Below are 23154 nucleotides of genomic sequence, written 5' to 3'. Positions count from 1 at the left end.
TGGAGATGATCGACCGGGCGAGCGCGATGAGTTCTTCGACGGCCACCGGTCTACCCCTCGACCCAGACGACGAGCACACCGGAGCGGGCCATGGGATCGATCGAGATCGAGCTGTTCACGACTCTCGACCTCGTCGGGCAGGCGCCCGGCGGGCCGGAGGAGGACCCGGAGGGCGGGTTCGCGTTCGGCGGCTGGCAGGCGCCGCTGATCGACGACGTCGCGGGCGCGCAGATCGCCGCGGCGTACGAGGGCACGGACGCGCTGCTGCTCGGACGGCGCACGTACGACATCTTCGCGTCGTACTGGCCGTTCCAGGAGGGCGGGCAGGACGACGACTTCGCGGCACTGTTCAACCGCGTCCCCAAGTACGTCGCGTCGCACGGCACGCCTGACCTGCCGTGGGACGGGTCGACGTTGCTCGGCCCGGACCTGCCTGCCGCGGTGCGCGAGGTGCGCGACCGGCACGAGCACGTCAAGGTCGTCGGCAGCCTCGACCTGGTGCAGACGCTGCTGCACGAGAGGCTTTTCGACCGGCTCGACCTGTGGGTGCACCCCATCGTGCTCGGCACGGGCAAGTCGGTGTTCGACGGCGGCGCCGTCCCCACGAACCTCACCCTCCTCGAACCACCGGCACCCAGCCCCCACGGGACCGTCCTGCTGCGCTACGGCCTCGCCGCCGGCACCCCAGGGACGGGTGACATGAGCGAGCCGGGACGCGGCGTCGGGCAGGACGCCTGATCCAGGAGCGCCATCGGGCACGAGAGCCCGTCGGCGCCCGGCGGCTCGGAGCCCATGCACCCCGGACCCACGAGTCCGCACCCCAGGAAACCGACCTCAGGAGACGTGCCCATGACGATCCAGCGACTCGACAACGTGGCGGTCGTCGTCGACGACCTCGACGCGGCCGTCGCGTTCTTCGCCGAGCTCGGGATGGAGCTCGAGAACCGGATGACGATCGAAGGCCGGTGGGCCGAGCGCGTCGTCGGGCTCGACGGCCTGCGGTCGGAGATCGCGATGATGCGCGTCCCCGACGGGCACGGGCGCCTCGAGCTCACCCGGTACCACGCGCCAGCGCCGCTCGACCTCGCCCTGAGCACGGCCCCGCCGAACGTGCTGGGCCTGCACCGGGTGATGTTCGCCGTCGACGACATCGACGACACGGTGCGGCGCCTCGGGCCCCACGGCGGCGTGGTGATGGGGGAGATCGTCGAGTACGAGGGCGTCTACCGGCTCTGCTACCTCCGCGGACCCGGCGGCGTCATCGTGGGGATCGCGGAGCAGCTCGGCTGAGACCTCGCCGGCGCTACGAGGCGGCCGCCGGCTCGCCGCGCAGGATCGACGTCATCTTCTTGCCGCGCGCGACCTCGTCGACGAGCTTGTCGAGGTAGCGGATCTTCTGCATGAGCGGGTCGTCGATGTCCTCGACCCGGACGCCGCAGATCACCCCGGTGATGAGCGAGGCGTTCGGGTTCATCGCCGGTGCCCGGTCGAAGAACTCCTCGAGCGTGATCTCGTCCGCGATCGCCTGCGCCAGGCCGGCGTCGTCGTAGCCGGTGAGCCAGCGGACGACCTGGTCGAGCTCGTCCGTCGAGCGCCCCTTGCGCTCCACCTTGGTCACGTAGAGCGGGTAGATGCTCGCGAAGCTCGTCCCGAAGATCCGGTGTCCCGCCATGGGTGTCCTCCTCCTGCCGCGAACGAGCCGGTCGCCGGTTCGGCACATGCGGCTGTCCGGCACGGACCACGCTACCGCGCGGGTCAGGCGGGCCGGGCTGCGGCCATCCCGTGCGCCGTCTCGAGCCGGTCCACGAGCAGCGTGCCCGCCGCGACGAGCGGCACGAGCACCAGGTTGCCCAGCAGCATCGTGCGCAGGAACGGCAGGCCCGCGACGTAGCTCGCGACGAGCCCGTCCACGGAGGCCGGGTACCAGACGCCACGGCCCTGGAACCAGACGCCGAAGTTGGTCCACGCGAAGAACCACAGCGAGCCCGCGACGCCGAACGCGGCGCCCGCGCCGACCCGGCGCCACCCGGTCGTGTTCCGCGCGAGCAGCGAGCCCAGCCCGACCACGAGCCAGGCGCTCCACGTGAAGAGCGCGATCGCCGTGTTGCCGAGCACGACGTCGGACACGACCGTCACGGCCAGCGGCACGACGAACGCCCAGCGCGAGCGCAGCAGGAACGTCGCCGCGAACGTCGCGGCCGTGACGAGCTCGAGGTTGGCGGGCGCGCCCAGGTCGGCGCGCACGAGCCGCCAGACGACGGCGAGCGCCGCGAGCGCCACGACGAGCGCCGGGCGCCACCAACGGGTCACCATCGAGGCCTGCGAACCCGTCACGAGGTGAACGTCTCGAGCTTCCACGTGATCTCGTCCCCGTCCTTGGTCTCGAGGGATCCTGCTCCCACGGTAGCCATCTCGTCGTTCACGTACAGCGCCCAGAACTCGCTGTCCGGGTCGGCCGCGACGCCGTCGATCGCCGTGACGAACGCGTTCTCGCCCTCGCCGGTCACCTGGGCGGACGGGTCCGCCTCGAGCAGCAGGTCGAGCGCGGTGGCGCCGGCGCGCCCCTCGTACGAGAACTCGGGGGCGTCCTCGGCGTCGTCCGACTCGTCGTCGGACGCCTCGTCCGTCGCGTCGTCGGCCGGGGCGCTCGACTCCTCGCTCGCGGTCGACGTGGACGGCGACGCGGCGTCGGCGGCCGGCTCGTCGGTAGAGGAGCACCCGGCCAGCAGCCCCGCGGCGAGCAGGACGGCGGTCAGGGCGGTGAGCGGGCGCGCGGAGGCGTCGCGGAGAGTTCGGAGGGTCACGACGACAGCGTACGGAGCGTGCGCGGACGCGCGCCCGGACGCCCGCCAGTCGGACGACGCACCGTCATCCGATCTCCTCCCCCGCGACGGCCTTGGCGGCCAGCCGCTCCTCCTCGCTGACCTCCCAGACCTCGTAGGCGGAGTGGAGCGCGAGGAGGATGATCCCGCACCCGAGCACGAGGTCCGGCCAGCCGGAGCCGGTCCACGCGGTCACGAGCCCCATCGCGATGACGGCGACGTTGACGAGCACGTCGTTGCGCGCCGACAGGAACGCCGCCCGGCTGAGCGACCCGCCGTGGTGCCGTACCCGCACCAGGAGCCACGCGCACACGCCGTTGACGACGATCGCCCCGAGCGAGGCGAGGACGAGCGGCACGACGTGGGGCGCCGTCGGGTCGCCGAAGCGCTGCACGGCCTCCCACGCCGCGAAGAGGGCGGGACCGAGGATGAGCAGCGCCATGACCTTGCCCAGGGCCGCGCGCCGCGCGAGCGGGAAGCCCAGCGCGACGGCGATGAGCAGGTTGATCGCCGTGTCCTCGAGGAAGTCGACGCTGTCGGCGAGCAGCGACACCGACCCCGCCGCGAGCGCGACGGTCAGCTCGACGACGAAGTACGCCAGGTTGAGCGCCGCGACGACCAGGACGACACGACGCAGGCGGCGCGCGACGTCGGCCTCGTCGGACCGGCGCGCGTCCTGTCCGGCGGTCACCGTCAGACGTCGATGCGGGCGTGGTCCAGCTCGGCCGCCCCCGCGACGATGAACTCCTTGCGCGGCGCGACGTCGCTGCCCATGAGCAGCTCGAACACGCGCTCCGCCGCCTCGGCGTGCTCGGCCGTGACGCGACGCAGGGTGCGGTGGCGTGGGTCCATCGTCGTCTCGGCGAGCTGGTCGGCGTCCATCTCCCCCAGGCCCTTGTACCGCTGGATGTCGTCCTTGTAGCGGCGCCCGGCCTTGTCGAGCTTCTTGAGGGTCGCGGCGAGCTCGGCCTCGGAGTACGTGTAGATGTACTCGTTCTTGCGACGGCCAGCACCGATGACCTCGATCCGGTGCAGCGGCGGCACGGCCGCGAACACGCGGCCCGCCTCGACGAGCGGCTTCATGTACCGGTAGAAGAGCGTGAGCAGCAGGGTGCGGATGTGGGCGCCGTCGACGTCCGCGTCCGTCATGAGCACGATCTTGCCGTAGCGCGCGGCCTCGAGGTCGAACGACCGCCCGGAGCCGGCACCGAGGACCTGGATGATCGCGGTGCACTCGGCGTTGCGGAGCATGTCGCTCACGGACGCCTTCTGCACGTTGAGGATCTTGCCGCGGATGGGCAGCAGCGCCTGGAAGTCGGAGCTGCGCGCGAGGCGCGCGGTGCCGAGCGCGCTGTCGCCCTCGACGATGAACAGCTCGCTGCGCTCGACGTCGTCGCTGCGGCAGTCGACGAGCTTGGCCGGCAGGGACGACGTCTCGAGCGCGTTCTTGCGCCGCGAGATCTCCTTCTGCTTGCGTGCCGTGATGCGCGCGCGCATCTCCGCCACGACCTTGTCGAGCAGCAGCGCGGCCTGCGTCTTCTCGTCGCGCTTGGTCGACGTGAGGAGGGCGTTCAGCTCCTTCTCCACCACGCGCGACACGATGCCGCGCACGGGCGCGGTGCCGAGCACTTCCTTGGTCTGGCCCTCGAACTGCGGCTCCGCGAGGCGGACGGTCACGACGGCGGTCAGGCCCGCGAGGACGTCGTCCTTCTCGATGCGCTCGGAGGCGTCCTTCGTCGAGACCTTGAGGCGGCGCGCGTTGGTCTCGACGGACTTGCGCAGCACCTTGAGCAGGCCCTGCTCGAACCCGCCGAGGTGGGAGCCGCCCTTGGGCGTGGCGATGATGTTGACGAAGCTGCGGACCTCGGTCTCGTAGCCCGTGCCCCAGCGGAGCGCGACGTCGACCTCGCAGTCGCGCTGGACGGCCTGCGGCGTCATGTGGCCGCGGTCGTCGAGCACCGGGACGGTCTCGCTGAAGGACCCGGAGCCGGTGAGGTGCCAGGTCGCGGTGACGGGCGTGTCCGGCGCGAGGAAGTCGACGAAGTCGACCGACCCGCCGGTGTGCACGAACGTCTCCTCGTGCGGCCCGGACTCCCCCGGCGTCCCGGGGACGCCGCGCTCGTCGCGCACGGTGATCTCGAGGCCCGGGACGAGGAACGTCGTCTGGCGCACGCGCGTGACGAGCTCGTCGTAGGAGAAGACGGCGGTCTTGAGGAAGATCTGACGGTCGGCCCAGTAGCGCACGCGCGTACCCGTGACGCCGCGCTTCGTCTTCCCGACGACGGCGAGCTCCGACCCGGAGACGAACGGCTCGAACGGGGCGTCGGGAGTCGGGCCCGACTTCGGGTCCGTGAAGACGCCGGGCTCGCCGCGGTGGAACGTCATGCGGTGCGTCTTGCCGCCGCGGTCGACCTCGACGTCCAGGCGCGAGGACAGCGCGTTGACGACGGACGCGCCGACGCCGTGCAGACCGCCCGACGCGGTGTACGACCCACCGCCGAACTTGCCGCCCGCGTGCAGCTTGGTGAACACCACCTCGACGCCGGACAGGCCGGTCTTGGGCTCGATGTCGACGGGGATGCCGCGGCCGTCGTCCTCGACCGTCACGGACGAGTCGGCGTGCAGCACGACGAGGATCTTGGAGCAGTTCCCGGCGAGCGCCTCGTCGACGGAGTTGTCGATGATCTCCCACAGGCAGTGCATGAGGCCGCGCGAGTCGGTGGTCCCGATGTACATGCCCGGGCGCTTGCGCACGGCCTCGAGGCCCTCGAGCACGGACAGGTGCCGAGCGGTGTAGCTGGACTCAGCGGAGGTGGTCGTCACGGCGGCAAGCCTAGACGAGCGCGCCCACACCGTTGCGCTCCCCCGCCGCGGGCCCGCCCGGCTCCGGCCTCGGCACGCGACCCGGTACGGCTCGGCACGGACCTCGCACGGACCCGAGACGCTTCGCGGGTAGCGAACCCGGTGCCCCCACGGGACGAATCCTGAGGACCGGATGGTTTGATGTTCATGTGACTGCTATGACGACCACCACCGAACCGCTGACCGCGGCCGACCGCTGCGACCGCTGCGGGGCCCAGGCGTACGTCCGCGTGGTCCTGCCGAGCGGTGAGCTGCTGTTCTGCGGCCACCACGCGCGGGCGCACGCCGACGCCTACACCGACCTCGCGACGTCCATCCAGGACGAGACCGACAAGCTGCTCGCGGAGCACGGCGCGCGCTGACCCGCCGCTCGCACCGCCCGGCGCCGCGCCACGAGCGCGAGGCTGCCGGGAGCGCCGCGAGGACCGGCTCCACCGCCCGGTCCGGCGGCCCACGACCGACGACACGACGAAGGCCCCGAGGAGATCGGTGGTTTCTAGGGGTCCTCGCAACACCTGATGGTCTATGTGGCCGTCAGTAGATCACGCAGACGCTCGGCTGGGGTATCCCAGTCGAGCGTCTTGCGTGGTCGTCCGTTGAGCTCTTGGGCGACGTGGCTCGAGGTCCTCGGGGCCGAAGACCTTGAGGTCGGTGCCCTTGGGGAAGTACTGGCGTAGTAGTCCGTTGGTGTTCTCGTTGCTGCCGCGCTGCCAAGGTGAGTGCGGGTCGCAGAAGTAGACCGGCACGTCCGTGGCGATCGTGAACTGCTTGTGCGCGGCCATCTCGCAGCCCTGGTCCCAGGTCAGCGAGCCGCGTAGGTGCGCCGGCAGGGTCCCGATCAGCGAGACGAGCACGTCTCGCACCTCCTCGGCGGTGTGTGTGCCGGGCAGGTGACCCAGCATCACGTAGCGAGTGGTGCGCTCGACCAGGGTCACGATCGCGGACCGTGTCCCGGTCCCGACGATCAGGTCGCCTTCCCAGTGACCGGGCACCGCCCGGTCTTCGACCTCGGGCGGGCGTTCGGAGATCATCACCATCTCGTCCACGAACCGGGGCGTGCGCTGGCCGGGGCTGCGGTGGGGCTTGCGTCGGGTGCGTCCCGTGCGCAACGCGGTCGCGACCTCACGCTTCAGACCGCCGCGGGCCTGGACGTAGAGCGCCTGGTAGATCGTCTCTGTATCACCCGCATGCTCTCGTCGTCCGGATGCTCCGTGACCAGAGCGTGACAGATCTGCTCGGGCGACCACCGCATCGCGAGCTTCGCGGTCACGTACTCGCGCAACGGTCCAGGCCGGACGAGCTTGGATTCCTTGGGGCGCGGGCGGGACGCGACCCAAGCCCGCTGCGCCGTATACGGGCGATAGACGCCCTCCACGGACCGCGCATCGATCTCCCGCTTGATCGTCGAGGCCGGGCGACCCAACGCCCGCCCGATCGCCCGCAACGACGCACCCTCCCGGCGCAGGTCCGCGATCAGCTCCCGCTCGGTCAACGTCAAGAATCGTGGATCCAGTCCGGCTTCGAGGGCGGCCGCCGACAGCGCCTCGGACACATCGACATGAGTCGCCACCCCCGTGTTGTAGTCCACCCGACGACCATCGCGATACGTTCGCGAGCTGCGTGTCTTACGAACCCCGTGATCCCAGTCCCGCGCGGTGCGCTCGTTGACGCCGACCTGCTCGGCGGCACGCCGCCGAGACACACCAGCACGCCGAAGACGCGCGTACTCACCCCTGCCAGGATGCGGCCCATGACCGCCGACACCTGCCGAGCGGCGACCAGCCCTACGCACCCACCCCGCAGCGGTATGCCGGTTCACCCCGACCATGCGCGCCGCGACCGTCGTACTCCCGACGTCATCGAAGACCTCGAAGAATCTCGCCCTGAGCGCCCCACGCTCGTCCTGAAACGCCACGGTCCCCGCAACCCCCAGAAACTCTGGGTGTTGCGAGGACCGCTAGAACCGGCCGATCTCCTCGGGGCCTTCGTGCGTCTCGACGCTTCTCGCCGTCGGGCGGCCGGGCCGTGGGGGCCGGCCGCCCGAGGGCGGGACGTCAGTCGAGGTAGTCGCGCAGGACCTGCGAGCGGCTCGGGTGCCGCAGCTTCGACATCGTCTTGGACTCGATCTGGCGGATGCGCTCGCGCGTCACGCCGTAGACCTTGCCGATCTCGTCGAGCGTCTTGGGCTGCCCGTCGGACAGGCCGAACCGCATCGAGACGACGCCCGCCTCGCGCTCGCTGAGCGTGTCGAGCACCTGGTGGAGCTGCTCCTGCAGGAGCGTGAAGCTCACGGCGTCGGCCGGGACGATCGCCTCGGAGTCCTCGATGAGGTCGCCGAACTCGCTGTCGCCGTCCTCGCCGAGGGGCGTGTGCAGCGAGATGGGCTCGCGGCCGTACTTCTGGACCTCGACGACCTTCTCCGGGGTCATGTCGAGCTCCTTGGCGAGCTCCTCGGGCGTGGGCTCACGACCCAGGTCCTGCAGCATCTGCCGCTGCACGCGCGCGAGCTTGTTGATGACCTCGACCATGTGCACCGGGATACGGATGGTGCGTGCCTGGTCCGCCATCGCGCGCGTGATCGCCTGACGGATCCACCACGTCGCGTACGTCGAGAACTTGTAGCCCTTGGTGTAGTCGAACTTCTCGACCGCACGGATCAGACCGAGGTTGCCCTCCTGGATCAGGTCCAGGAACAGCATCCCGCGGCCCGTGTACCGCTTGGCCAGCGACACCACCAGACGCAGGTTCGCCTCCAGCAGGTGGTTCTTCGCCCGCTTGCCGTCGTGCGCGATCCACTGCAGCTCACGCTTGAGCTTGCGGTCCAGGTCGTCGCCCTCGGCCGCGAGCTTCTCCTCCGCGAACAGGCCGGCCTCGATCCGCTTCGCGAGCTCGACCTCCTGCTCCGCGTTCAGCAGCGCGACCTTGCCGATCTGCTTGAGGTAGTCCTTGACGGGGTCCGCGGTCGCACCCGCGGTCACGACCTGCTGGACCGGCGCGTCGTCCTCGTCGGCGTCCGACACGACGAAGCCCGTCTCCTCGGGCTCCTCGGTCGCGGCACCGGCGGCGGGCTTCTTCGTGCCCGTGTCCGCGGCCGCGTCCTCGTCGTCCTCGGTCACGTCGATCTCGAGGTCCTCGACCTCGACCTCGGCGTCGTCCTCGTCGTCGTCCTTCTTCTTGGCGCGCGCGGGCGTCGCCTTCGCCTTGGCCGGCGCCTTGGCCGCGGTCTTGCGCGCGGCGGGCTTCGCGGGGCCGGTGGACGGAGCGGCCTCGGCCGCGTCGCCCTCGGCGGCCGGGGCGGCCTTGGTGGCGGTCGTCGTGCGCTTGGTCGCCGACGCGGACTTCGCCGCCGCGGGCTTGGTGCGCGCCGTCGTCGTGCTGCGCGGCGACGCCGCCGCGGCGACCTTCGTCGTGGTCGGGATGTCGACCTCGACGCCGGCGCCTGCGAGCGCGCGGAAGACCGCCTTCAGCCGCTTGGCGTCGTTGACGGCGGCCTGCTCGCACGCGGTGCGGAAGCTCTCGGCGTCGACGCGACCGTTCGCGCTGCCGCGCCGCAGGAGCTCCTGCAGGGCGGGGTGCTCGAACTCTCGCGGGAGTGCGGAAATCGGGGTTGAGGGCGCCACAAACCGACCTTTCGGCAATCATGGGGGGCGGTAGGGCCGCCGGAGCGGGGACGTGAACCGTGAAGTGCGGGCTTCTCGTGGACTCTCACGGTGAGTCGTCGGGCTCTAGCGGATACCTATATTGTACCGGCGATCCGTGCACCGGACGCCGCGACACGAGGTGAGGTCGGACCTGACCGCCTCGCGGCCGGCCCGCGCACCACGTCTCGGCGACGTCCGACACCCGGGTCCTGGCCTGTACAACGGCCGGGCACCCGCGAAGATTCCCTGCTCAGGCCCCCGCACGCTCGGGCTTGACGGCGAGCACCGGGCAGGGCGCGTCGAGCAGGATGCGCTGCGCGTTCGACCCGAGGATGAGCTTGCCGACCGGGCTGCGACGGCGCAGGCCGATGACGATGAGGTCCGCCGAGGACCGCTCGGCGGCGCTCACGAGGTCCTCGGCGAGGTCGGACGTCCCCCGCTCGCGGCGCAGCGTCGTCCCCGTCCCCTCGAGCCGCTCCTCGACCCGGCGCAGGTCGTCCTCGTGCGCGGCGACGAGCTCGGGCGTCGAGGTCGACGCCTCCGTGACGACGACCACGAGCTCGGTGCCGCGGCGGACGGCCTCGGTAGCCGCGCTGTCGAGGGCCTCACGACCCTCGGGCGTGCTCAGGTGCGCGACGACGACGCTCATGTGTCCTCCGGGAACGGATCGTGGGCGCGGTCGGCCGCGGGCGGCGACCGCAGGTCGTGTTGCGGTCGAACCTACCCGAACCCGCGCGCCGCGGCTCACACGTCGGCGCGGATCCAGCCCGGCGCGACCCCCGCGTCGAGCGCGCTCGACAGCAGGAGGGCGAGCCGGTACGTCGGGTCCTCCGCGAGGGCCTCCTCGAGCCGCCGTCCCGCCCTGCCGCCGTCCCCGTGCCACCAGGCGACGAGCGCGAGGAGCGTGAGCGCCGGGGCGGTGCTCCCGCGCGGCGCGTGGGCCACGACCGCCTCGAGCACGGCGCGGGCGGGGCCGGTCACGTCCGGGTCCGGCGCCAGCCCCGCCGCCGGGTCGACGATCGACGCGATCGCGTGCGCCGTCCCGGCGTCGACGTCGCCGCCACGGACCGTGCGGTCGGCGAGGTCGCCCGTCCCGGGCACGAGCGAGACGAGCACCGCGTCGCGCACCGGGACCGCCTCGAGCCCGGCCGCGAGCCTGCCGAGGACCGTGGCGGGAGGCAGCCCGGTACCGGTCCCCGCGCCCAGGGCCTCACCCCCGGCGCGGTCCTGCTCGTGCGCGACCGCGCGGGCGACCGCCGCGCGCCACTCGGCCAGGCTCTCGACACGTCGGGCGACGGCGCCGGCGTCCGGGTCGGCCCAGGTGCCGGGAGCACCACCCTCGCGAGCGCGGTCCCGCACGCGGCGTGCGGCGCGCGCCGCACGCCGCCGCGCGTCGGCGCCCGCGCGCGGGATGCGCAGCGCCTCCTCGCGCGAGTCCGCGAGCGCGGCCCCCGCGAGCACCATGTGCGCGCCCACCTCGCTCGACTCGAGCTCGCGCAGCGGACGACCGCCCGGCGGGCAGCACTCGTCCTCGGCGCAGTCGAGCGCGTACCAGCCGCTCGGCGACACGACCCAGACGTCCACGGGACCGTGGTGCGGCTCGACCGCCTCCCGGCAGTGCTCGACGGCGGCCCGCGCGACGGCGGTCCCGACCCCGCCGGACCGCAGCGGCGCGTCCGTGTACACGACGAGGACGACGCGCTGCGCGCCGTCGGCGGCGAGGTGCCCGACGACGGAGCGCGCGAGCTGCGGGCCGTGCTCGAGGTCGGCGACGTCAGCCACGTCCACCCGGACGACGAGGCCGACCCGACCGCGCGGCGGTCGCAGCCCGACGAGGACGACGCTGTCCTGGGGACGGTAGCCGAGCCGGTAGGGGACGTAGGCGAGGAGCTCGCGCGGGCCCTGGGCCCGGATCAGCGTGGTCATGAGGCCCATCCCAGCCCGTCCCGGCGGCTCGCGGGGCGAGCGCGCGAACGCCTGTGGACGCCCGGTGCCCGGTCCCGACCCGTCGCTCCGCCTGTGGTCCACCCCCGAGGCAGGTGGTGGCTCGCGGACGCCCGGGTGGCTACGGTGTGCGCGTGCCACCACGAACCCGAGCCCGCGCGCGGCGAGCGGACACGTCCGCCCACGCGTCCGCCGTCGTCCTCGCCGTGGCGCTGCTCGGCACGACGCTCGCGGGCTGCCAGGCGGGCCCGGACGACGTCCAGGGGGCCACCGGGCCCCGTGACACGCCTGCGTCCCCCGCCGAGGAGGCTGCCGGCGCCCCCGGCACGCCGCTGCCCGACTACGACGCGGACTCCGCCGTCGGGGACCTCGTGGAGGGCTTCCCGGCAGAGCTCGTCACGGTCCCCGCGGGCGCCCAGGTGCTCGCGAGCTCGGCCCGGCCGTCCGGGGACGGCACGCTGGTCGACGTCACCCTCAACCTGCGCTCGGACGAGCCCGTCGACGCGCTCACCGCCTACTACACGGAGGCGCTCGGCGCCGCCGGGTTCGCGGTGTCGCCCTCGAGCGTCCCGAGCGCGCTCACCTCCCTCACGACGTTCGTCCGGACGCCGGCCCCCGAGTCCCCCACCGAGTCGCTGGCCGTCGGCGTGTTCGACGACGAGACCGAGCGACTGGTGACGATCAGCGGGCAGGTCGCGGCCGGCTGACGGGTCCTCCCGTGGGACGACGCCGCCGAGGCGCCGCACCGCATAGGCTGCCCCCGTGCCGAACCCGTCGCTGCCGACCTCGTCCTCGCCCGAGCCCCACGTCCCGGGGGCCTCTCGGAGCGTCACCGACCCGAGCCCGAGCGCGCTCGTCGACCGGGAGGGCGTGCGCGCCGGGGTCGACGAGGCCCTGCACGTCTCGACCGCCGCGCTGCGCGAGGAGCTCTCCTCCACGCACCCCGACGCCGACCCCCTCGCCGACGCGACGGACGAGCTGCTCGCCGGTGGCAAGCGCCTGCGGGCGGCCTTCTGCTACTGGTCATGGCGCGCGCACGGCGGCGACCCGGACGGCCCGCACCGCGCCGTCGCGCTCCGCGCGGGCGCGGCGCTCGAGCTGTTCCAGGCCGCTGCGCTCTTCCACGACGACGTCATGGACGCCTCCGACACCCGGCGCGGGCGTCCGACCGCGCACCGCGCGTTCGGGGCGCGGCACCGCGGGCTCGGCTGGTCGGGCGACGCGGACCGCTACGGAGAGAACACGGCGATCCTGCTCGGCGACCTCGCGCTCATCGCGAGCCACCGCGAGCTCGGCGACGCGCTCGACGCCCTCCCCGCCGACGTCGCGACCCGGTCGCGCGTCGTCTTCGGTCGCATGCAGACCGAGGTGATCGTCGGGCAGTACCTCGACGTGCAGGCGCAGGTGCTCCCCTGGGGCGACGACCCCGCGGCCGACGAGGAGCGCGCACGGGCCGTGATCCGGTCGAAGTCCGCGCGGTACAGCGTCGAGCACCCCATCGCGCTCGGTGCGGCGCTCGCCGGGGCCGACGAGGACGCCGTGGCGGCGACGAGCGCGTTCGGTCTGCCCGTGGGCGAGGCGTTCCAGCTGCGCGACGACGTGCTCGGCGTGTTCGGGGACGCGCGTGTCACGGGCAAGCCCGCGGGCGACGACCTGCGCGAGGGCAAGCGCACGGTGCTCGTCGTGCGTGCGCTCGCCGCCGCGACGCCCGCGCAGCGCGACCTCCTGCTCACGCACCTGGGCGACCCGGACCTCGACGCGAGCACGGTCGAGGACCTGCGCGCCGTGCTCGTCGACACCGGCGCGCGCGACGCCGTGGAGTCCCTCATCGCCGAGCTCACCGACCGCGCGTCGTCGGCCCTCGCCGACGCCGGGCTCGCCGAGCCCGGGGCCACGATGCTCGGGCTGCTCGCGCAGGCCGCGGTCGAGCGCACCGCCTGACGCCGCCGCCTCGGGACCGGGTCAGAGCTCGGACTGCGCGACGCGGCGCACCCGCGCCTTGTGCCCGCTCAGGAGCGTGTCGAACGGGGGCTCGCCCAGCTCGTCGTTCGGGCTGAACAGCCACTCGAGGATCCCGGCGTCGTCGAACCCGGCGTCGGTGAGCACCACGATCGTGCCCTGCAGGCTCGACAGGACGCCCACCCGGCCGCTCTCGTCCGGACGGCCGGCGTTCGCCGGGTCGACGAGGTGCAGCGGCACGAGGAAGCGGGCCGGGATCTGGAACGTCGTGCGCTCGCCGCGCTTCACGCCGACGACGCGGCGCTCCTGCACGATGCGGCGCACCTTGCCGACGTCGGTACCGAGCGCCTCGGCGACGTCGGGGAGGGTCAGCCACTCGCCGACCAGGTCGTCGAGGGTCGGGCGGGGGCTGGGGTCGCGGTCGGTCACCGGGCAAGCCTACGGCGTGCCTCCACACGACACCCACGCCGTGCGCGCCCGCGCTCACCGGATCGCGACGTCGGGCCACCTAGACTCTCTCCCGTGGCCACCGTGACGACCGATCCCCTCGTCGGCCGCCTGGTCGACGGGCGGTACGAGGTCGTCTCGCGCATCGCGCGAGGCGGCATGGCGACGGTGTACCTGGCCGTCGACCGGCGGCTCGAGCGCGAGGTCGCGCTCAAGGTCATGCACGCCCACCTCGCCGAGGGCGCGTCCGGCGCCGACTTCGTCTCGCGCTTCCGCCGCGAGGCGCGCGCGGCGGCCCGCCTCACGCACCCCGGCCTCGTCGCCGTGTACGACCAGGGGCTCGACGGCGACACGAGCTACCTCACGATGGAGTACGTGGCGGGCTCGAACCTGCGCCGCGCGATGCTCACCGAGCGCACCCTGCCGCTGGGCCGCACGCTCGACGTGCTCGAGGACGTCCTCGACGCGCTCGCCGCCGCCCACCGCGCCGGGCTCGTGCACCGCGACATCAAGCCGGAGAACGTGCTCCTCGACACCGAGGGCCGGCTCAAGGTCACCGACTTCGGGCTCGCGCGCGCGGTCAACGAGGTCACGGCGACGACGACCGGCACCATCCTCGGGACCGTCGCCTACCTCTCCCCCGAGCTCATCGCGACGGGCGCGTGCGACGCGCGGACCGACGTCTACGCCGTGGGCATCCTCGCGTACGAGATGCTGCTGGGCACGGTCCCGCACACCGGCACGACTCCCATCCAGGTCGCGTTCCAGCACGTCAACAACGACGTACCGCCGCCCTCGGACGTCGCCCCGTGGATCCCGCCGGAGGTCGACGACCTGCTGTGCGCGCTCGCCGCGCGCGACCCCGCCGACCGCCCCGCCGACGCCGGCGCTGCGCTCGCGCTCGTGCGCTCGGTCCGCGCGGCGCTCGACCCGGCCGACCTCGAGCGGCGCGTCGACCCGCCCGCGGGCGCGACCGTCGACGGACCCCCGGCCGAGGGCCCCGGGCCCGGCCCGACGACGGAGCACCGGTCCGCGGCGACCGCACCCCTCGCCGCGCTCAGCCTGCAGGACCGCGAGGCCGCCGGCCTCACCGAGCCGCTCGCCGTAGGGCACGTCGTCGTCCCGACGACGCGGCCGGGCCCGCCGCCACCTCCCGCTCCCCCGGTCACGGCGCGACGCCGCGGGCGAGGCCGGGCGGTCGTCTGGTCGCTCGTCGTCCTGCTCGTCCTCGCGGGGGCCGGCGGCGGCGCGGCCTGGTGGTTCTCCTCCGGGCCGGGCGCGTACACGCAGGTCCCCGGCGGGCTCGTCGAGGCGTCCCGGACCGAGGCCGCCGCGATCCTGGACGGGGCGGGCCTCGACCACACGGTCGAGGAGCGTTACGACGACGCCGTGCCGGAGGGCGCCGTCGTGGCGACCGACCCGGCGTCCGGCGAGGACGTACGCAAGGACGGCAGCGTGCAGCTCGTCGTGTCGAAGGGCGTGCGGATGCTCACGGTGCCGACCGGCCTGGTGGGCGCGACGCAGGAGGAGGCGACCGCCGCGATCGAGGGCGCCGACCTGACCCTCGGCGACCCCGTCCCCACGCCGCACGACGAGGTGCCGTCGGGCCAGGTCATGGCCGTGAAGGACCCCGACGGCAACGTCATCGAGGAGGGCGCCACGATCCGGCACGACGTCCCGGTCGTGCTCACGGTCTCGTCGGGCCCGGCGCCCGTCGTCGTGCCGCAGGTCACGGGCTCCGAGAAGGACGCCGCGGTCCAGGCGCTGGAGGACCAGGGCCTCGTCGCCGCGGTGACGGAGGAGTACTCCGAGTCCGTCGCCGCGGGCCTCGTGGTCCGCCAGGACCCCGAGCAGGGCACCGACGCGCACCGGACGGACACGGTGAACGTCGTGGTGTCGCTCGGTCCCCCGCTCGTCGAGGTGCCCAACACCTACTCGATGAACGTCAAGGCCGCCGAGAAGGCGCTCACCGACGCGGGGTTCACGGTCGAGGTCCGGCACCCCCAGGGCATCAGCCCGCTCAACATCGTCTACGCCCAGGACCCTCCGGGCGGCGACGGTCGCACCGCCCCGAAGGGCTCGACGATCGTCATCAACGTCTTCTGACGTCGACTCCCGAGCAGTGCCGCTCAGCGGCGAAGCATCTCCGCGACCTGGAACGCCATCTCCAGCGACTGCTGGTGGTTGAGGCGCGGGTCGACGAGGGTCTCGTAGCGCAGGGCCAGGCCCGCGTCGTCGATCTCCTCGCTGCCGCCGAGCACCTCGGTCACGTCGTCGCCCGTGAGCTCGACGTGCAGCCCGCCCGGGACGGTCCCCGCGGCGCGGTGCACCTCGAAGAAGCCGCGCACCTCGTCGAGGACGTCGTCGAACCGGCGCGTCTTGTAGCCGCTCGCCGACGTGATGGTGTTGCCGTGCATCGGGTCGGTGACCCACGTGACGGGCACGCCGGCCCGGGACACGGCCTCGACGAGCGGGGGCAGCGCGTCACGGACGTTCCCCGCGCCCATGCGCGTGACGAACGTCAGGCGGCCCTCGACGTCGTCCGGGTTGAGCCGGCGCGCGAGCTCCAGCGCGACCTCGGGCGTCGTGGTCGGCCCGAGCTTGACGCCGATCGGGTTCGCGACGCGCGACAGGAAGTCGACGTGCGCACCGTCCAGCTGGCGCGTGCGCTCGCCGATCCACAGGAAGTGGGCCGACGTGTCGTACGCGTCGCCCGTGCGCGTGTCGCGGCGCGTGAGCGCGCGCTCGTAGTCCAGGACGAGGGCCTCGTGGCTGACGAAGAACTCCACCGTGCGCAGGGCGTCGAAGTCGGCGCCGCACGCGTCCATGAAGCGGATCGCGCGGTCGATCTCCGACGCCGTCTGCTCGTAGCGCGCGTAGGCCGGGTTCCGCATGAAGCCGCGGTTCCACTCGTGCACCTGGCGCAGGTCGGCGAAGCCCCCGCTCGTGAAGGCCCGCACGACGTTCCACGTCGCCGACGAGATCTGGTACGCCTGGACGAGGCGCTCCGGGTCGGGCACGCGCGCCTCGGGCGTGAACGCGTGGCCGTTGATCATGTCGCCGCGGTAGGCGGGCAGCGTCACGCCGTCGCGCGTCTCCGAGTCGGAGCTGCGCGGCTTCGCGTACTGCCCGGCCATCCGGCCCATCTTCACGACGGGCATGCTCGCGCCGTGCGTGAGGATGACCGCCATCTGGAGGATGGTGCGGATCTTGTTGCGGATGCGGTCGGCGTTCGCCTCGGCGAACGTCTCGGCGCAGTCGCCCCCCTGCAGGAGGAACGCCTCGCCCCGCCCGGCCGCGGCCAGGCGGGAGCGCAGCGTGTCGGCCGCGGCGGGCACCACGAGCGGCGCGGAGGCCGCCAGCCGGTCCCGGACGGCGTCGAGCGCCGCCTCGTCCGGCCACGTCGGCTGCTGGAGCGCGACGAGCGTGCGGAAGTGGTCGAGCCCGGCGTCGGTCCCCGGCTCGCTCGTGGTGGTCATCCCGCTCCCCGGATCAGTGCGCGGCGGGTGCCGCGGCGACGAGCGGCTGGCCGATGCCGCCGAGCAGCTCGCCGAACCACTGCTGCGTGACGTCGAACGCCTTGCCGCCGGCGATGCGCGGGAACTCGATCGCGCGCAGGCGGTCGCCGTTCTCCTCGTCGTGCCCGATGACGCCCGACTCGCCGCGCAGCGCGCACTCGACCGCGAGGTCGGTCATCGACTTGATGAGGCGCAGGTCCTCGGCGTTCGCGGCCGCGGCGCGCGAGTAGTAGCCGGACTTCTGGACCATGACCTTCTCGGCGCCCAGCTTGTCGGCGAACTGCTTGGCGAACCACTGGCCGGGGTTGACGGTGTCGAGCTTGACGTGGCCGAACGGGTCGCGCTGGACCTCCTCGCCCGCCGCCTCGAGCTGCGCGACGATCTCGTGCATGCCGGCGCCCTCGGACAGGAAGATGTTGACGTTGCCCTGCTCGTCCATGATCGCCTTGAGGCGCTCGGCCTCGGCGTCGATGTCGAGCGCGAGCTCGGGCAGGAACACCGCGTGCACGTCCCAGCGCTCGCGTGTCAGGCCGAGGGCCGGGGCCCACTCCTGCGCGTCGAGCCACTTGCGGTACTCCGCCGCGGACGCGGCGGTGAGCCACCCGCAGTGGCGGCCCATGACCTCGTGCACGATGAGCATGCGCGGGCCCGAGCGGTGCTCGCCGATGACGTTCGCGGCGAAGCCCGCCGCCTCCTCGGCCGCGGTCCAGGCGCCGAGCGACTGACGGATCGGGATCACGTCGTTGTCGATCGTCTTGGGCAGGCCCACGACGGTGAGCTCGTAGCCGTTGTCGTGCAGGTACGCGGCGAGGTCGGCCGCCGTCGTGTTGGTGTCGTCGCCACCGATGGTGTGCAGGACGTCGACGCCGTCCGCCTTGAGCTGCTCCGCCGCGACCTGCAGCGGGTCCTGGCCCTCCTGGACGAGGCCGCGCTTGACGCAGTCGGCCGCGTTCGTCAGCTTGACGCGCGAGTTGCCGATCGGCGAGCCGCCGAAGCGGTGCAGGATGCCCGCCTGCTTGCGGCCCTCCTCGTCCACGACGATCTTCGTGCCCGTCAGGAGGCCGTGGTAGCCGTACTGGTAGGCGATGATCTCGATCTCCGGGTCGAGCTCCGTGTACCGCTCGATGAGGCCCCCGACGGCGGAGGACAGGCACGGGGCGAAACCGCCCGCGGTGAGGAGGGCGACGCGACGAACCGACATGTGAACTCAGAACCTCTCGTAGGACGGATCCTGGCCGGACGGACGCGGTCCGGCGGGGTGGCGGCGACGGCGGCGGGCACGTGCCCCGCGAGGGGCACCGTGAGCGAAGTGCGACCGGCCGTCGCTCAGTCTACTGACGCCGCGCCGGGCTCCGGCGGCGGTTCCGGGACCTGGACGTCGGGGGCCGGACGGCCGCCGGGCGCCCCGCCCGCCTCCTCGGACTCGGTGTGCCCCGCGGCGAGGCGCGCCTTGGCCGTCGCGGCGTAGATGTCGACGTACTCCTGGCCGGACAGCCGCATGATCGCGTACTGGATCTCGTCGGCGACGGCGCGCAGGATGAAGCGGTCGTTCTCCATGCCCCGGTAGCGGGAGAAGTCGAGCGGCTCGCCGACGACGACCCCGATGCGCATGGGCTTGGGGATGACCTTGCCGATCGGCTGGGCGATGTTCGTGCCGACCATCGCGACCGGGACGACGGGGGCGCCCGACTCGAGCGCGAGGCGCGCGACGCCCGTCTTGCCGCGGTACAGCCGCCCGTCGGGGCTGCGCGTCCCCTCGGGGTAGATGCCGAACAGGTCGCCCTCGCGCAGGACGCGCAGACCGGTCTCGAGCGCGGCCTCGCTCGCCTTGCCGCCCGACCGGTCGACGGGGATCGTGCCGACCCCGCGCATGAACCCGGCCGTCAGGCGCCCCTTGACCCCCGTGCCCGTGAAGTAGTCGGACTTCCCGAGGAACTGGACCTTGCGGTCGAGCACGAGCGGCAGGATGAAGGAGTCGATCACCGCGAGGTGGTTGCTCGCGAGGATCGCCCCGCCCTCGTCCGGCACGTGCTCGACGCCCCGCGTCCAGGGACGGTACAGGAGCCGCAGGATCGGGCCGACCATCACCTGCTTCATGAACCAGTAGAACAACGTTCCTCCTCGCGGGGTCCCGGCGCGGGACGTGCATCCGACTCTAGAGTGATTCCTATGGCCGCACCGAACGCCCAGCCGGACTCCCCGCAGCCCGACGACGGACCCGAGCCCACGCCCGACGACGCGTCGCGGGGTCCGGAGCACCCCGAGCCCGACGACGAGAGCGCCCGGCAGGGCGACGCGCCGCGCGAGCCGGCGCTCGACGTCGAGGCGCAGTGGGCCGGCATCGTGGCCGAGCTCTCCGACCTGTCCGACCTTGACGACGACGCGCGCGGGCCCGAGGACGGCGGCGGGCCCACGGACGGCACCGACGGGCCGTCGCCCGCGCCGCGCGAGGGCCGCGACGTGCTCGGGTCCGTGCCCGTCGCGCCCTGGGTCCGCACGAGCGGTCCCCGCGACTGGCCGACGACGCCGGAGGTCGAGGACCTCGAGGAGGCGGAGAGCCACTTCGTGCCGCCGGACCCGCCGCTCGTCCTGGGCCGCGACCCGCTCCTCACCATGGCGTGGGCCCTGGTCGTCGGCGTGCCGGTGCTGCTGCTCGTCGTGCTCGTCGTGGTGCGCCCGTACCCGGTGATCGTCGCGCAGGTGGGCGGCGGGGCGTTCCTCGCCGGGCTCGCGATCCTCCTCTGGCGCATGCCGCACCGCCGCGAGGACGACGACGAGGGCCCGGGCGCCGTCGTCTGACGCCCGGGCCCCGTCAGGACCAGGTGGTCGCCGGTCCGCGTCCGAGTACGGATGCTCAGCGGCGCGCGAGGTCCGCCGCGCCGACGATCCCGGCCTCGTTGCCGTGCTCGGCGAGCTCGATGCGCGCCTCGGGGCGATGCCCGCGCGCCGAGAGCTGGTCCGCGAACGCGCGGCGCACCGGCTGGAGCAGCAGGTCGCCTGCTGCGCCGACGCCACCGCCGATGACGATGAGCTCCGGGTCGAGCAGCGCCGTCACCGAGGCCGCGCCCTCGCCGATCCAGCGGCCGAGGTTCGCGAGCAGCTCGACCGCGAGGTCGTCGCCCTCCTGGGCGGCCTGCGTGATCTGGGGGCCGTTGAGCTTCTCCGGGTCGCCGCCGCAGATCTCCAGGAGGCGGGTCGCGCGGTCGGGCTGGGCGATGAGCGCGTTCTGCCCGTCGCGCACCAGGGCGCGGCCGGACGCGTACTGCTCCCAGCAGCCCTCGTGGCCGCAGCCGCAGTAGTGCCCGCCCGGCACGACGCGCATGTGCCCCACCTCGGCTGCGACGCCCCACTTGCCGCGCACGAGCTCGCGGTCGACGACGATCGCGCCCCCGAGCCCGGTCCCGACCGTGAGCATGAGCATGTCGGTCGCGTCGCGCGCGACGCCGAACTGGAACTCCGCCCAGCCCGCCGCGTTGGCGTCGTTCTCGACGACGATCGGCACGTCGGTGCCCCCGATGAGCTCGCGCACGTTGCGCGCGAGCGGGTACTCGCGCCACGCGATGTTCGGGGCGAAGAGCACCGACGTCCGGTCGGGGCTGACGAAGCCCGCCGCGGCGAGGCCCATCGCGCCGACCTCGTGCTCGGCGGTCAGCTCGGCATACACGTCGGCGATGGCACGGTCGATGCTCGCGACGTCGTCGGGCTCGGTGTCGCGGCGCGTCTGGACGAGGATCTCGCCCTTCTCGTCGACGACCCCGGCCGCGATCTTCGTCCCGCCGATGTCCACACCGATGGCGTGCATGTCCCGTCCTCACTCGCTCGGTAACCGCTGACTAACCGCTGGCTGGAAGCCTCACGCTGCAGGTGCTGCCCGTCGCCGGGCGACGCACGACCACGGCTCGCGACCCCGCGCCCGGGTGGTCCTGCCGGAACTCCGCGCCCGCGCGAAACGTTGCGCAAGCAGCGCACAGCACCTGAAGCCTACCGACATCGGCAGGTCCCGGGCACACACCGCCACTGGGTAGGGTTCTCCCACCGTCGACTACTGCCACTGGAGCCAGAATGGACGAGATCAGCGCCCCACGGATCGTCGAAGTCGATCCGTCGAAGAACCTCAACGACCTGCTCGCGAGCCGAGTCGCGGCCGACCCGGCCGCGCCGCTGGTCGAGCGCCGCGCCGGCGCCGACGGCACGTGGCAGGCGCTCAGCGCACGGGACTTCGACGCCGAGGTCGTCGCCGTGGCGAAGGGGCTCGTCGCGCGCGGGATCCAGCCGGGCGACCACGTGGGCATCATGTCGCGCACGCGCTACGAGTGGACGCTCCTGGACTGGGCCACGTGGGCGGCCGGCGCGGTGCCGGTGCCGCTGTACGAGACGTCGAGCGCGGAGCAGGTCCAGTGGATCCTGTCGGACGCCGACGTCCGGCTGCTCGTCGTCGAGACGGAGGCGCACGCGGCGACCGTGGGCGAGGTGCGCGACCAGGTCCCGGCGCTCGGCGACGTCCTCGTGATCGACTCGGGCGCCGTGGCGACCCTGACGGCCGACGGGGCCGACGTGGAGGACGCCGAGATCGCGCGGCGCCGCGGCCTGGCGAACCTCGCCGACGTCGCGACGATCATCTACACGTCGGGCACGACCGGGCGCCCCAAGGGCGCGGAGCTCACGCACCAGAACTTCTACTCGCTCACCGTGAACGCGGTGGCCGCGGTGCCGGAGGTGTTCGGCGAGCCGGGCGGTCGCACGCTGCTGTTCATGCCGCTCGCGCACGTGTTCGCGCGGTTCATCGGCGTGCTGGTCGTGGCCGGCGGGACGGTCCTGGGCCACACGCCGGACACCAAGACGCTGCTCGACGACCTCGGCACCTTCAAGCCGACGTACATCCTCTCGGTGCCGCGCGTGTTCGAGAAGGTCTACAACTCGTCCGAGCAGAAGGCCGCCGCGGGCGGCAAGCTCAAGATCTTCCACTGGGCGGCGGCCACGGCGATCGCCTACTCGCGCGCCCTGGACGAGCCGTCGGGCCCGGGCATCGGGCTGCGCCTGCAGCACAAGGTCGCCGACGCGCTCGTGTTCAAGAAGCTGCGCCACGCGCTCGGCGGCCGCGCGAAGTACGCGGTGTCCGGCGGCGCGCCGCTCGGCGACCGGCTGGGGCACTTCTACCGCGGCATCGGCGTGCGCATCCTCGAGGGCTACGGGCTCACCGAGTCGACGGCGCCGACGAGCGTCAACCGCCCCGCGACCACGAAGATCGGGACGGTGGGCGAGCAGCTCCCGGGCTGCGGGGCGCGCATCGCCGAGGACGGCGAGATCCTGCTGAAGGGCGACCACATCTTCCGCGGCTACCACAACAACGAGCAGGCCACGGCGGACGCGTTCGTCGACGGCTGGTTCCGCACGGGCGACCTCGGCTCGCTCGACGCGGACGGGTTCCTGCGCATCACGGGCCGCAAGAAGGAGATCATCGTGACCGCGGGCGGCAAGAACGTCGCCCCCGCCGTCCTCGAGGACCGCATCCGCGCCCACGCGCTCGTCTCGCAGTGCGTCGTCGTCGGCGACCAGAAGCCGTTCATCGGCGCGCTCGTCACGCTCGACCCCGAGGGGCTGCCGGGCTGGGCGAGCATGCACGGCAAGGAGGCCATGTCGATCGAGGACGCGGCCAAGGACCCGGACGTCCTCGCCGCGCTCGACGCCGCCGTGACGCGCGCCAACCAGGCCGTGTCGCGCGCGGAGTCCATCCGCAAGTTCACCGTGCTCACCACCGACTTCACGGTCGAGAACGGCTACCTCACGCCGTCGCTCAAGGTGAAGCGGAGCGAGGTGCTCAAGGACTTCGCGGCCGACGTCGAGGCGATCTACGTCGACGGTCCCGCCCCGGTCCGCTGACGTCCGTCTCCCCGGGACCACCCGCACGGCGGGTCCATCCGCACGGCCCTCCACGGCAACCCGCCGGGAGGGCCGTGCGGC

At 73.1% G+C, this 23154-nt stretch carries 21 protein-coding genes and 1 pseudogene; 8 read left to right on the top strand and 14 right to left on the bottom strand.

Going from position 1 to position 23154, the window contains the following annotated elements; genetic code table 11:
- Nucleotides 1-90: 90 nt before the first annotated feature.
- Nucleotides 91-738 (top strand): dihydrofolate reductase family protein, encoded by a 648-nt coding sequence (locus ACZ402_RS07195; RefSeq protein WP_375824872.1) that lies wholly within the window; start codon nt 91-93, stop codon nt 736-738.
- Between the two features lie 111 nt (nt 739-849).
- The gene (locus tag ACZ402_RS07190) at nt 850-1290 is read left to right on the top strand and encodes a VOC family protein (RefSeq protein ID WP_375824871.1); all 441 of its coding nucleotides are present in this window, start codon (nt 850-852) and stop codon (nt 1288-1290) included.
- Between the two features lie 13 nt (nt 1291-1303).
- On the opposite strand, the gene ACZ402_RS07185 is transcribed toward ACZ402_RS07190, so the two are convergent.
- The 5 genes from ACZ402_RS07185 to ACZ402_RS07165 all read right to left on the bottom strand — a co-directional run bounded on the left by ACZ402_RS07185 (nt 1304) and on the right by ACZ402_RS07165 (nt 5645).
- The gene (locus ACZ402_RS07185) at nt 1304-1672 is read right to left on the bottom strand and encodes a DUF2200 domain-containing protein (RefSeq protein ID WP_375824870.1); all 369 of its coding nucleotides are present in this window, start codon (nt 1670-1672) and stop codon (nt 1304-1306) included.
- A gap of 83 nt (nt 1673-1755) precedes the next feature.
- Nucleotides 1756-2334 carry a DUF6580 family putative transport protein gene (locus ACZ402_RS07180; protein WP_375824869.1) on the bottom strand — a complete coding sequence of 193 codons (579 nt, stop codon included), beginning with the start codon at nt 2332-2334 and terminating at the stop codon, nt 1756-1758.
- Nucleotides 2331-2804 carry a DUF4430 domain-containing protein gene (locus tag ACZ402_RS07175; RefSeq protein ID WP_375824868.1) on the bottom strand — a complete coding sequence of 158 codons (474 nt, stop codon included), beginning with the start codon at nt 2802-2804 and terminating at the stop codon, nt 2331-2333. Before ACZ402_RS07175 ends, ACZ402_RS07180 begins: the two co-directional genes overlap by 4 nt.
- A gap of 64 nt (nt 2805-2868) precedes the next feature.
- On the bottom strand, nt 2869-3513 hold the full coding sequence (locus tag ACZ402_RS07170; RefSeq protein WP_375824867.1) for a cation efflux transmembrane domain-containing protein: 645 nt from the start codon (nt 3511-3513) through the stop codon (nt 2869-2871).
- Between the two features lie 2 nt (nt 3514-3515).
- Nucleotides 3516-5645, bottom strand: coding sequence for a DNA gyrase/topoisomerase IV subunit B (locus tag ACZ402_RS07165; protein WP_375824866.1), 2130 nt, complete (start codon nt 5643-5645; stop codon nt 3516-3518).
- 197 nt (nt 5646-5842) lie between these two features.
- On the opposite strand from ACZ402_RS07165, the gene ACZ402_RS07160 reads away from it, so the two are divergent.
- A complete protein-coding gene (locus ACZ402_RS07160) occupies nt 5843-6046 on the top strand; it encodes a DUF7455 domain-containing protein (protein WP_375824865.1) in 204 nt (67 codons plus the stop codon).
- Nucleotides 6047-6207: 161 nt separating this feature from the next.
- Here the strand turns inward: ACZ402_RS07160 and ACZ402_RS07155 are convergent.
- The 4 genes and pseudogenes from ACZ402_RS07155 to ACZ402_RS07140 all read right to left on the bottom strand — a co-directional run bounded on the left by ACZ402_RS07155 (nt 6208) and on the right by ACZ402_RS07140 (nt 11251).
- A pseudogene (locus ACZ402_RS07155) lies at nt 6208-7386 on the bottom strand (IS30 family transposase).
- A gap of 352 nt (nt 7387-7738) precedes the next feature.
- Nucleotides 7739-9304, bottom strand: a complete 1566-nt coding sequence (locus ACZ402_RS07150; RefSeq protein ID WP_375824864.1) for an RNA polymerase sigma factor — start codon at nt 9302-9304, stop codon at nt 7739-7741.
- A gap of 271 nt (nt 9305-9575) precedes the next feature.
- Entirely contained in the window at nt 9576-9974 is a 399-nt protein-coding gene (locus tag ACZ402_RS07145) for a universal stress protein (protein ID WP_375824863.1), read from the bottom strand.
- A gap of 95 nt (nt 9975-10069) precedes the next feature.
- Nucleotides 10070-11251 (bottom strand): DUF4192 domain-containing protein, encoded by a 1182-nt coding sequence (locus ACZ402_RS07140; RefSeq protein WP_375824862.1) that lies wholly within the window; start codon nt 11249-11251, stop codon nt 10070-10072.
- Nucleotides 11252-11403: 152 nt separating this feature from the next.
- Here ACZ402_RS07140 and ACZ402_RS07135 point away from each other — a divergent pair, with 152 nt between their 5' ends.
- Together ACZ402_RS07135 and ACZ402_RS07130 are read left to right on the top strand one after the other, a co-directional pair.
- A complete protein-coding gene (locus tag ACZ402_RS07135) occupies nt 11404-11976 on the top strand; it encodes a hypothetical protein (protein WP_375824861.1) in 573 nt (190 codons plus the stop codon).
- 55 nt (nt 11977-12031) lie between these two features.
- Complete coding sequence (locus ACZ402_RS07130) at nt 12032-13210, top strand: polyprenyl synthetase family protein (RefSeq protein WP_375824860.1); 1179 nt, start codon at nt 12032-12034, stop codon at nt 13208-13210.
- Nucleotides 13211-13231: 21 nt separating this feature from the next.
- Here ACZ402_RS07130 and ACZ402_RS07125 read toward each other — a convergent pair whose 3' ends face one another.
- Entirely contained in the window at nt 13232-13657 is a 426-nt protein-coding gene (locus ACZ402_RS07125; RefSeq protein ID WP_375824859.1) for an Rv2175c family DNA-binding protein, read from the bottom strand.
- Nucleotides 13658-13750: 93 nt separating this feature from the next.
- Here ACZ402_RS07125 and ACZ402_RS07120 point away from each other — a divergent pair, with 93 nt between their 5' ends.
- A complete protein-coding gene (locus ACZ402_RS07120) occupies nt 13751-15781 on the top strand; it encodes a Stk1 family PASTA domain-containing Ser/Thr kinase (protein ID WP_375824858.1) in 2031 nt (676 codons plus the stop codon).
- Nucleotides 15782-15804: 23 nt separating this feature from the next.
- Here the strand turns inward: ACZ402_RS07120 and ACZ402_RS07115 are convergent, their stop codons facing one another.
- From ACZ402_RS07115 to ACZ402_RS07105, 3 genes are all read right to left on the bottom strand, one after another.
- Nucleotides 15805-17154 carry a class II 3-deoxy-7-phosphoheptulonate synthase gene (locus tag ACZ402_RS07115; RefSeq protein ID WP_375824857.1) on the bottom strand — a complete coding sequence of 450 codons (1350 nt, stop codon included), beginning with the start codon at nt 17152-17154 and terminating at the stop codon, nt 15805-15807.
- A 13-nt stretch (nt 17155-17167) separates the two neighbouring features.
- Entirely contained in the window at nt 17168-18394 is a 1227-nt protein-coding gene (locus ACZ402_RS07110) for a pyrophosphate--fructose-6-phosphate 1-phosphotransferase (RefSeq protein ID WP_375824856.1), read from the bottom strand.
- A gap of 125 nt (nt 18395-18519) precedes the next feature.
- A complete protein-coding gene (locus ACZ402_RS07105) occupies nt 18520-19305 on the bottom strand; it encodes a lysophospholipid acyltransferase family protein (RefSeq protein ID WP_375824855.1) in 786 nt (261 codons plus the stop codon).
- A gap of 57 nt (nt 19306-19362) precedes the next feature.
- Here ACZ402_RS07105 and ACZ402_RS07100 point away from each other — a divergent pair, with 57 nt between their 5' ends.
- Nucleotides 19363-19992 carry a hypothetical protein gene (locus ACZ402_RS07100; protein WP_375824854.1) on the top strand — a complete coding sequence of 210 codons (630 nt, stop codon included), beginning with the start codon at nt 19363-19365 and terminating at the stop codon, nt 19990-19992.
- 55 nt (nt 19993-20047) lie between these two features.
- Here the strand turns inward: ACZ402_RS07100 and ACZ402_RS07095 are convergent, their stop codons facing one another.
- On the bottom strand, nt 20048-20995 hold the full coding sequence (locus tag ACZ402_RS07095) for an ROK family glucokinase (RefSeq protein ID WP_253050031.1): 948 nt from the start codon (nt 20993-20995) through the stop codon (nt 20048-20050).
- Nucleotides 20996-21255: 260 nt separating this feature from the next.
- On the opposite strand from ACZ402_RS07095, the gene ACZ402_RS07090 reads away from it, so the two are divergent.
- Entirely contained in the window at nt 21256-23073 is a 1818-nt protein-coding gene (locus ACZ402_RS07090) for an AMP-dependent synthetase/ligase (protein WP_375824853.1), read from the top strand.
- Nucleotides 23074-23154 lie beyond the last annotated feature (81 nt).

The sequence above is a fragment of the Cellulosimicrobium sp. NPDC030954 genome (assembly GCF_055571305.1).
This window is presented reverse-complemented; position numbering and strand designations above follow the sequence as displayed.

Excerpts from the sequence above, each read along its gene's own strand:
- ACZ402_RS07145 (WP_375824863.1), bottom strand. The coding sequence starts at position 9,974 with ATGAGCGTCGTCGTCGCGCACCTGAGCACGCCCGAGGGTCGTGAGGCC.
- ACZ402_RS07100 (WP_375824854.1), top strand. The coding sequence starts at position 19,363 with ATGGCCGCACCGAACGCCCAGCCGGACTCCCCGCAGCCCGACGACGGA.
- ACZ402_RS07195 (WP_375824872.1), top strand. The coding sequence starts at position 91 with ATGGGATCGATCGAGATCGAGCTGTTCACGACTCTCGACCTCGTCGGG.
- ACZ402_RS07110 (WP_375824856.1), bottom strand. The coding sequence starts at position 18,394 with ATGTCGGTTCGTCGCGTCGCCCTCCTCACCGCGGGCGGTTTCGCCCCG.
- ACZ402_RS07160 (WP_375824865.1), top strand. The coding sequence starts at position 5,843 with ATGACGACCACCACCGAACCGCTGACCGCGGCCGACCGCTGCGACCGC.
- ACZ402_RS07095 (WP_253050031.1), bottom strand. The coding sequence starts at position 20,995 with ATGCACGCCATCGGTGTGGACATCGGCGGGACGAAGATCGCGGCCGGG.
- ACZ402_RS07140 (WP_375824862.1), bottom strand. The coding sequence starts at position 11,251 with ATGACCACGCTGATCCGGGCCCAGGGCCCGCGCGAGCTCCTCGCCTAC.
- ACZ402_RS07090 (WP_375824853.1), top strand. The coding sequence starts at position 21,256 with ATGGACGAGATCAGCGCCCCACGGATCGTCGAAGTCGATCCGTCGAAG.
- ACZ402_RS07115 (WP_375824857.1), bottom strand. The coding sequence starts at position 17,154 with ATGACCACCACGAGCGAGCCGGGGACCGACGCCGGGCTCGACCACTTC.
- ACZ402_RS07190 (WP_375824871.1), top strand. The coding sequence starts at position 850 with ATGACGATCCAGCGACTCGACAACGTGGCGGTCGTCGTCGACGACCTC.
- ACZ402_RS07185 (WP_375824870.1), bottom strand. The coding sequence starts at position 1,672 with ATGGCGGGACACCGGATCTTCGGGACGAGCTTCGCGAGCATCTACCCG.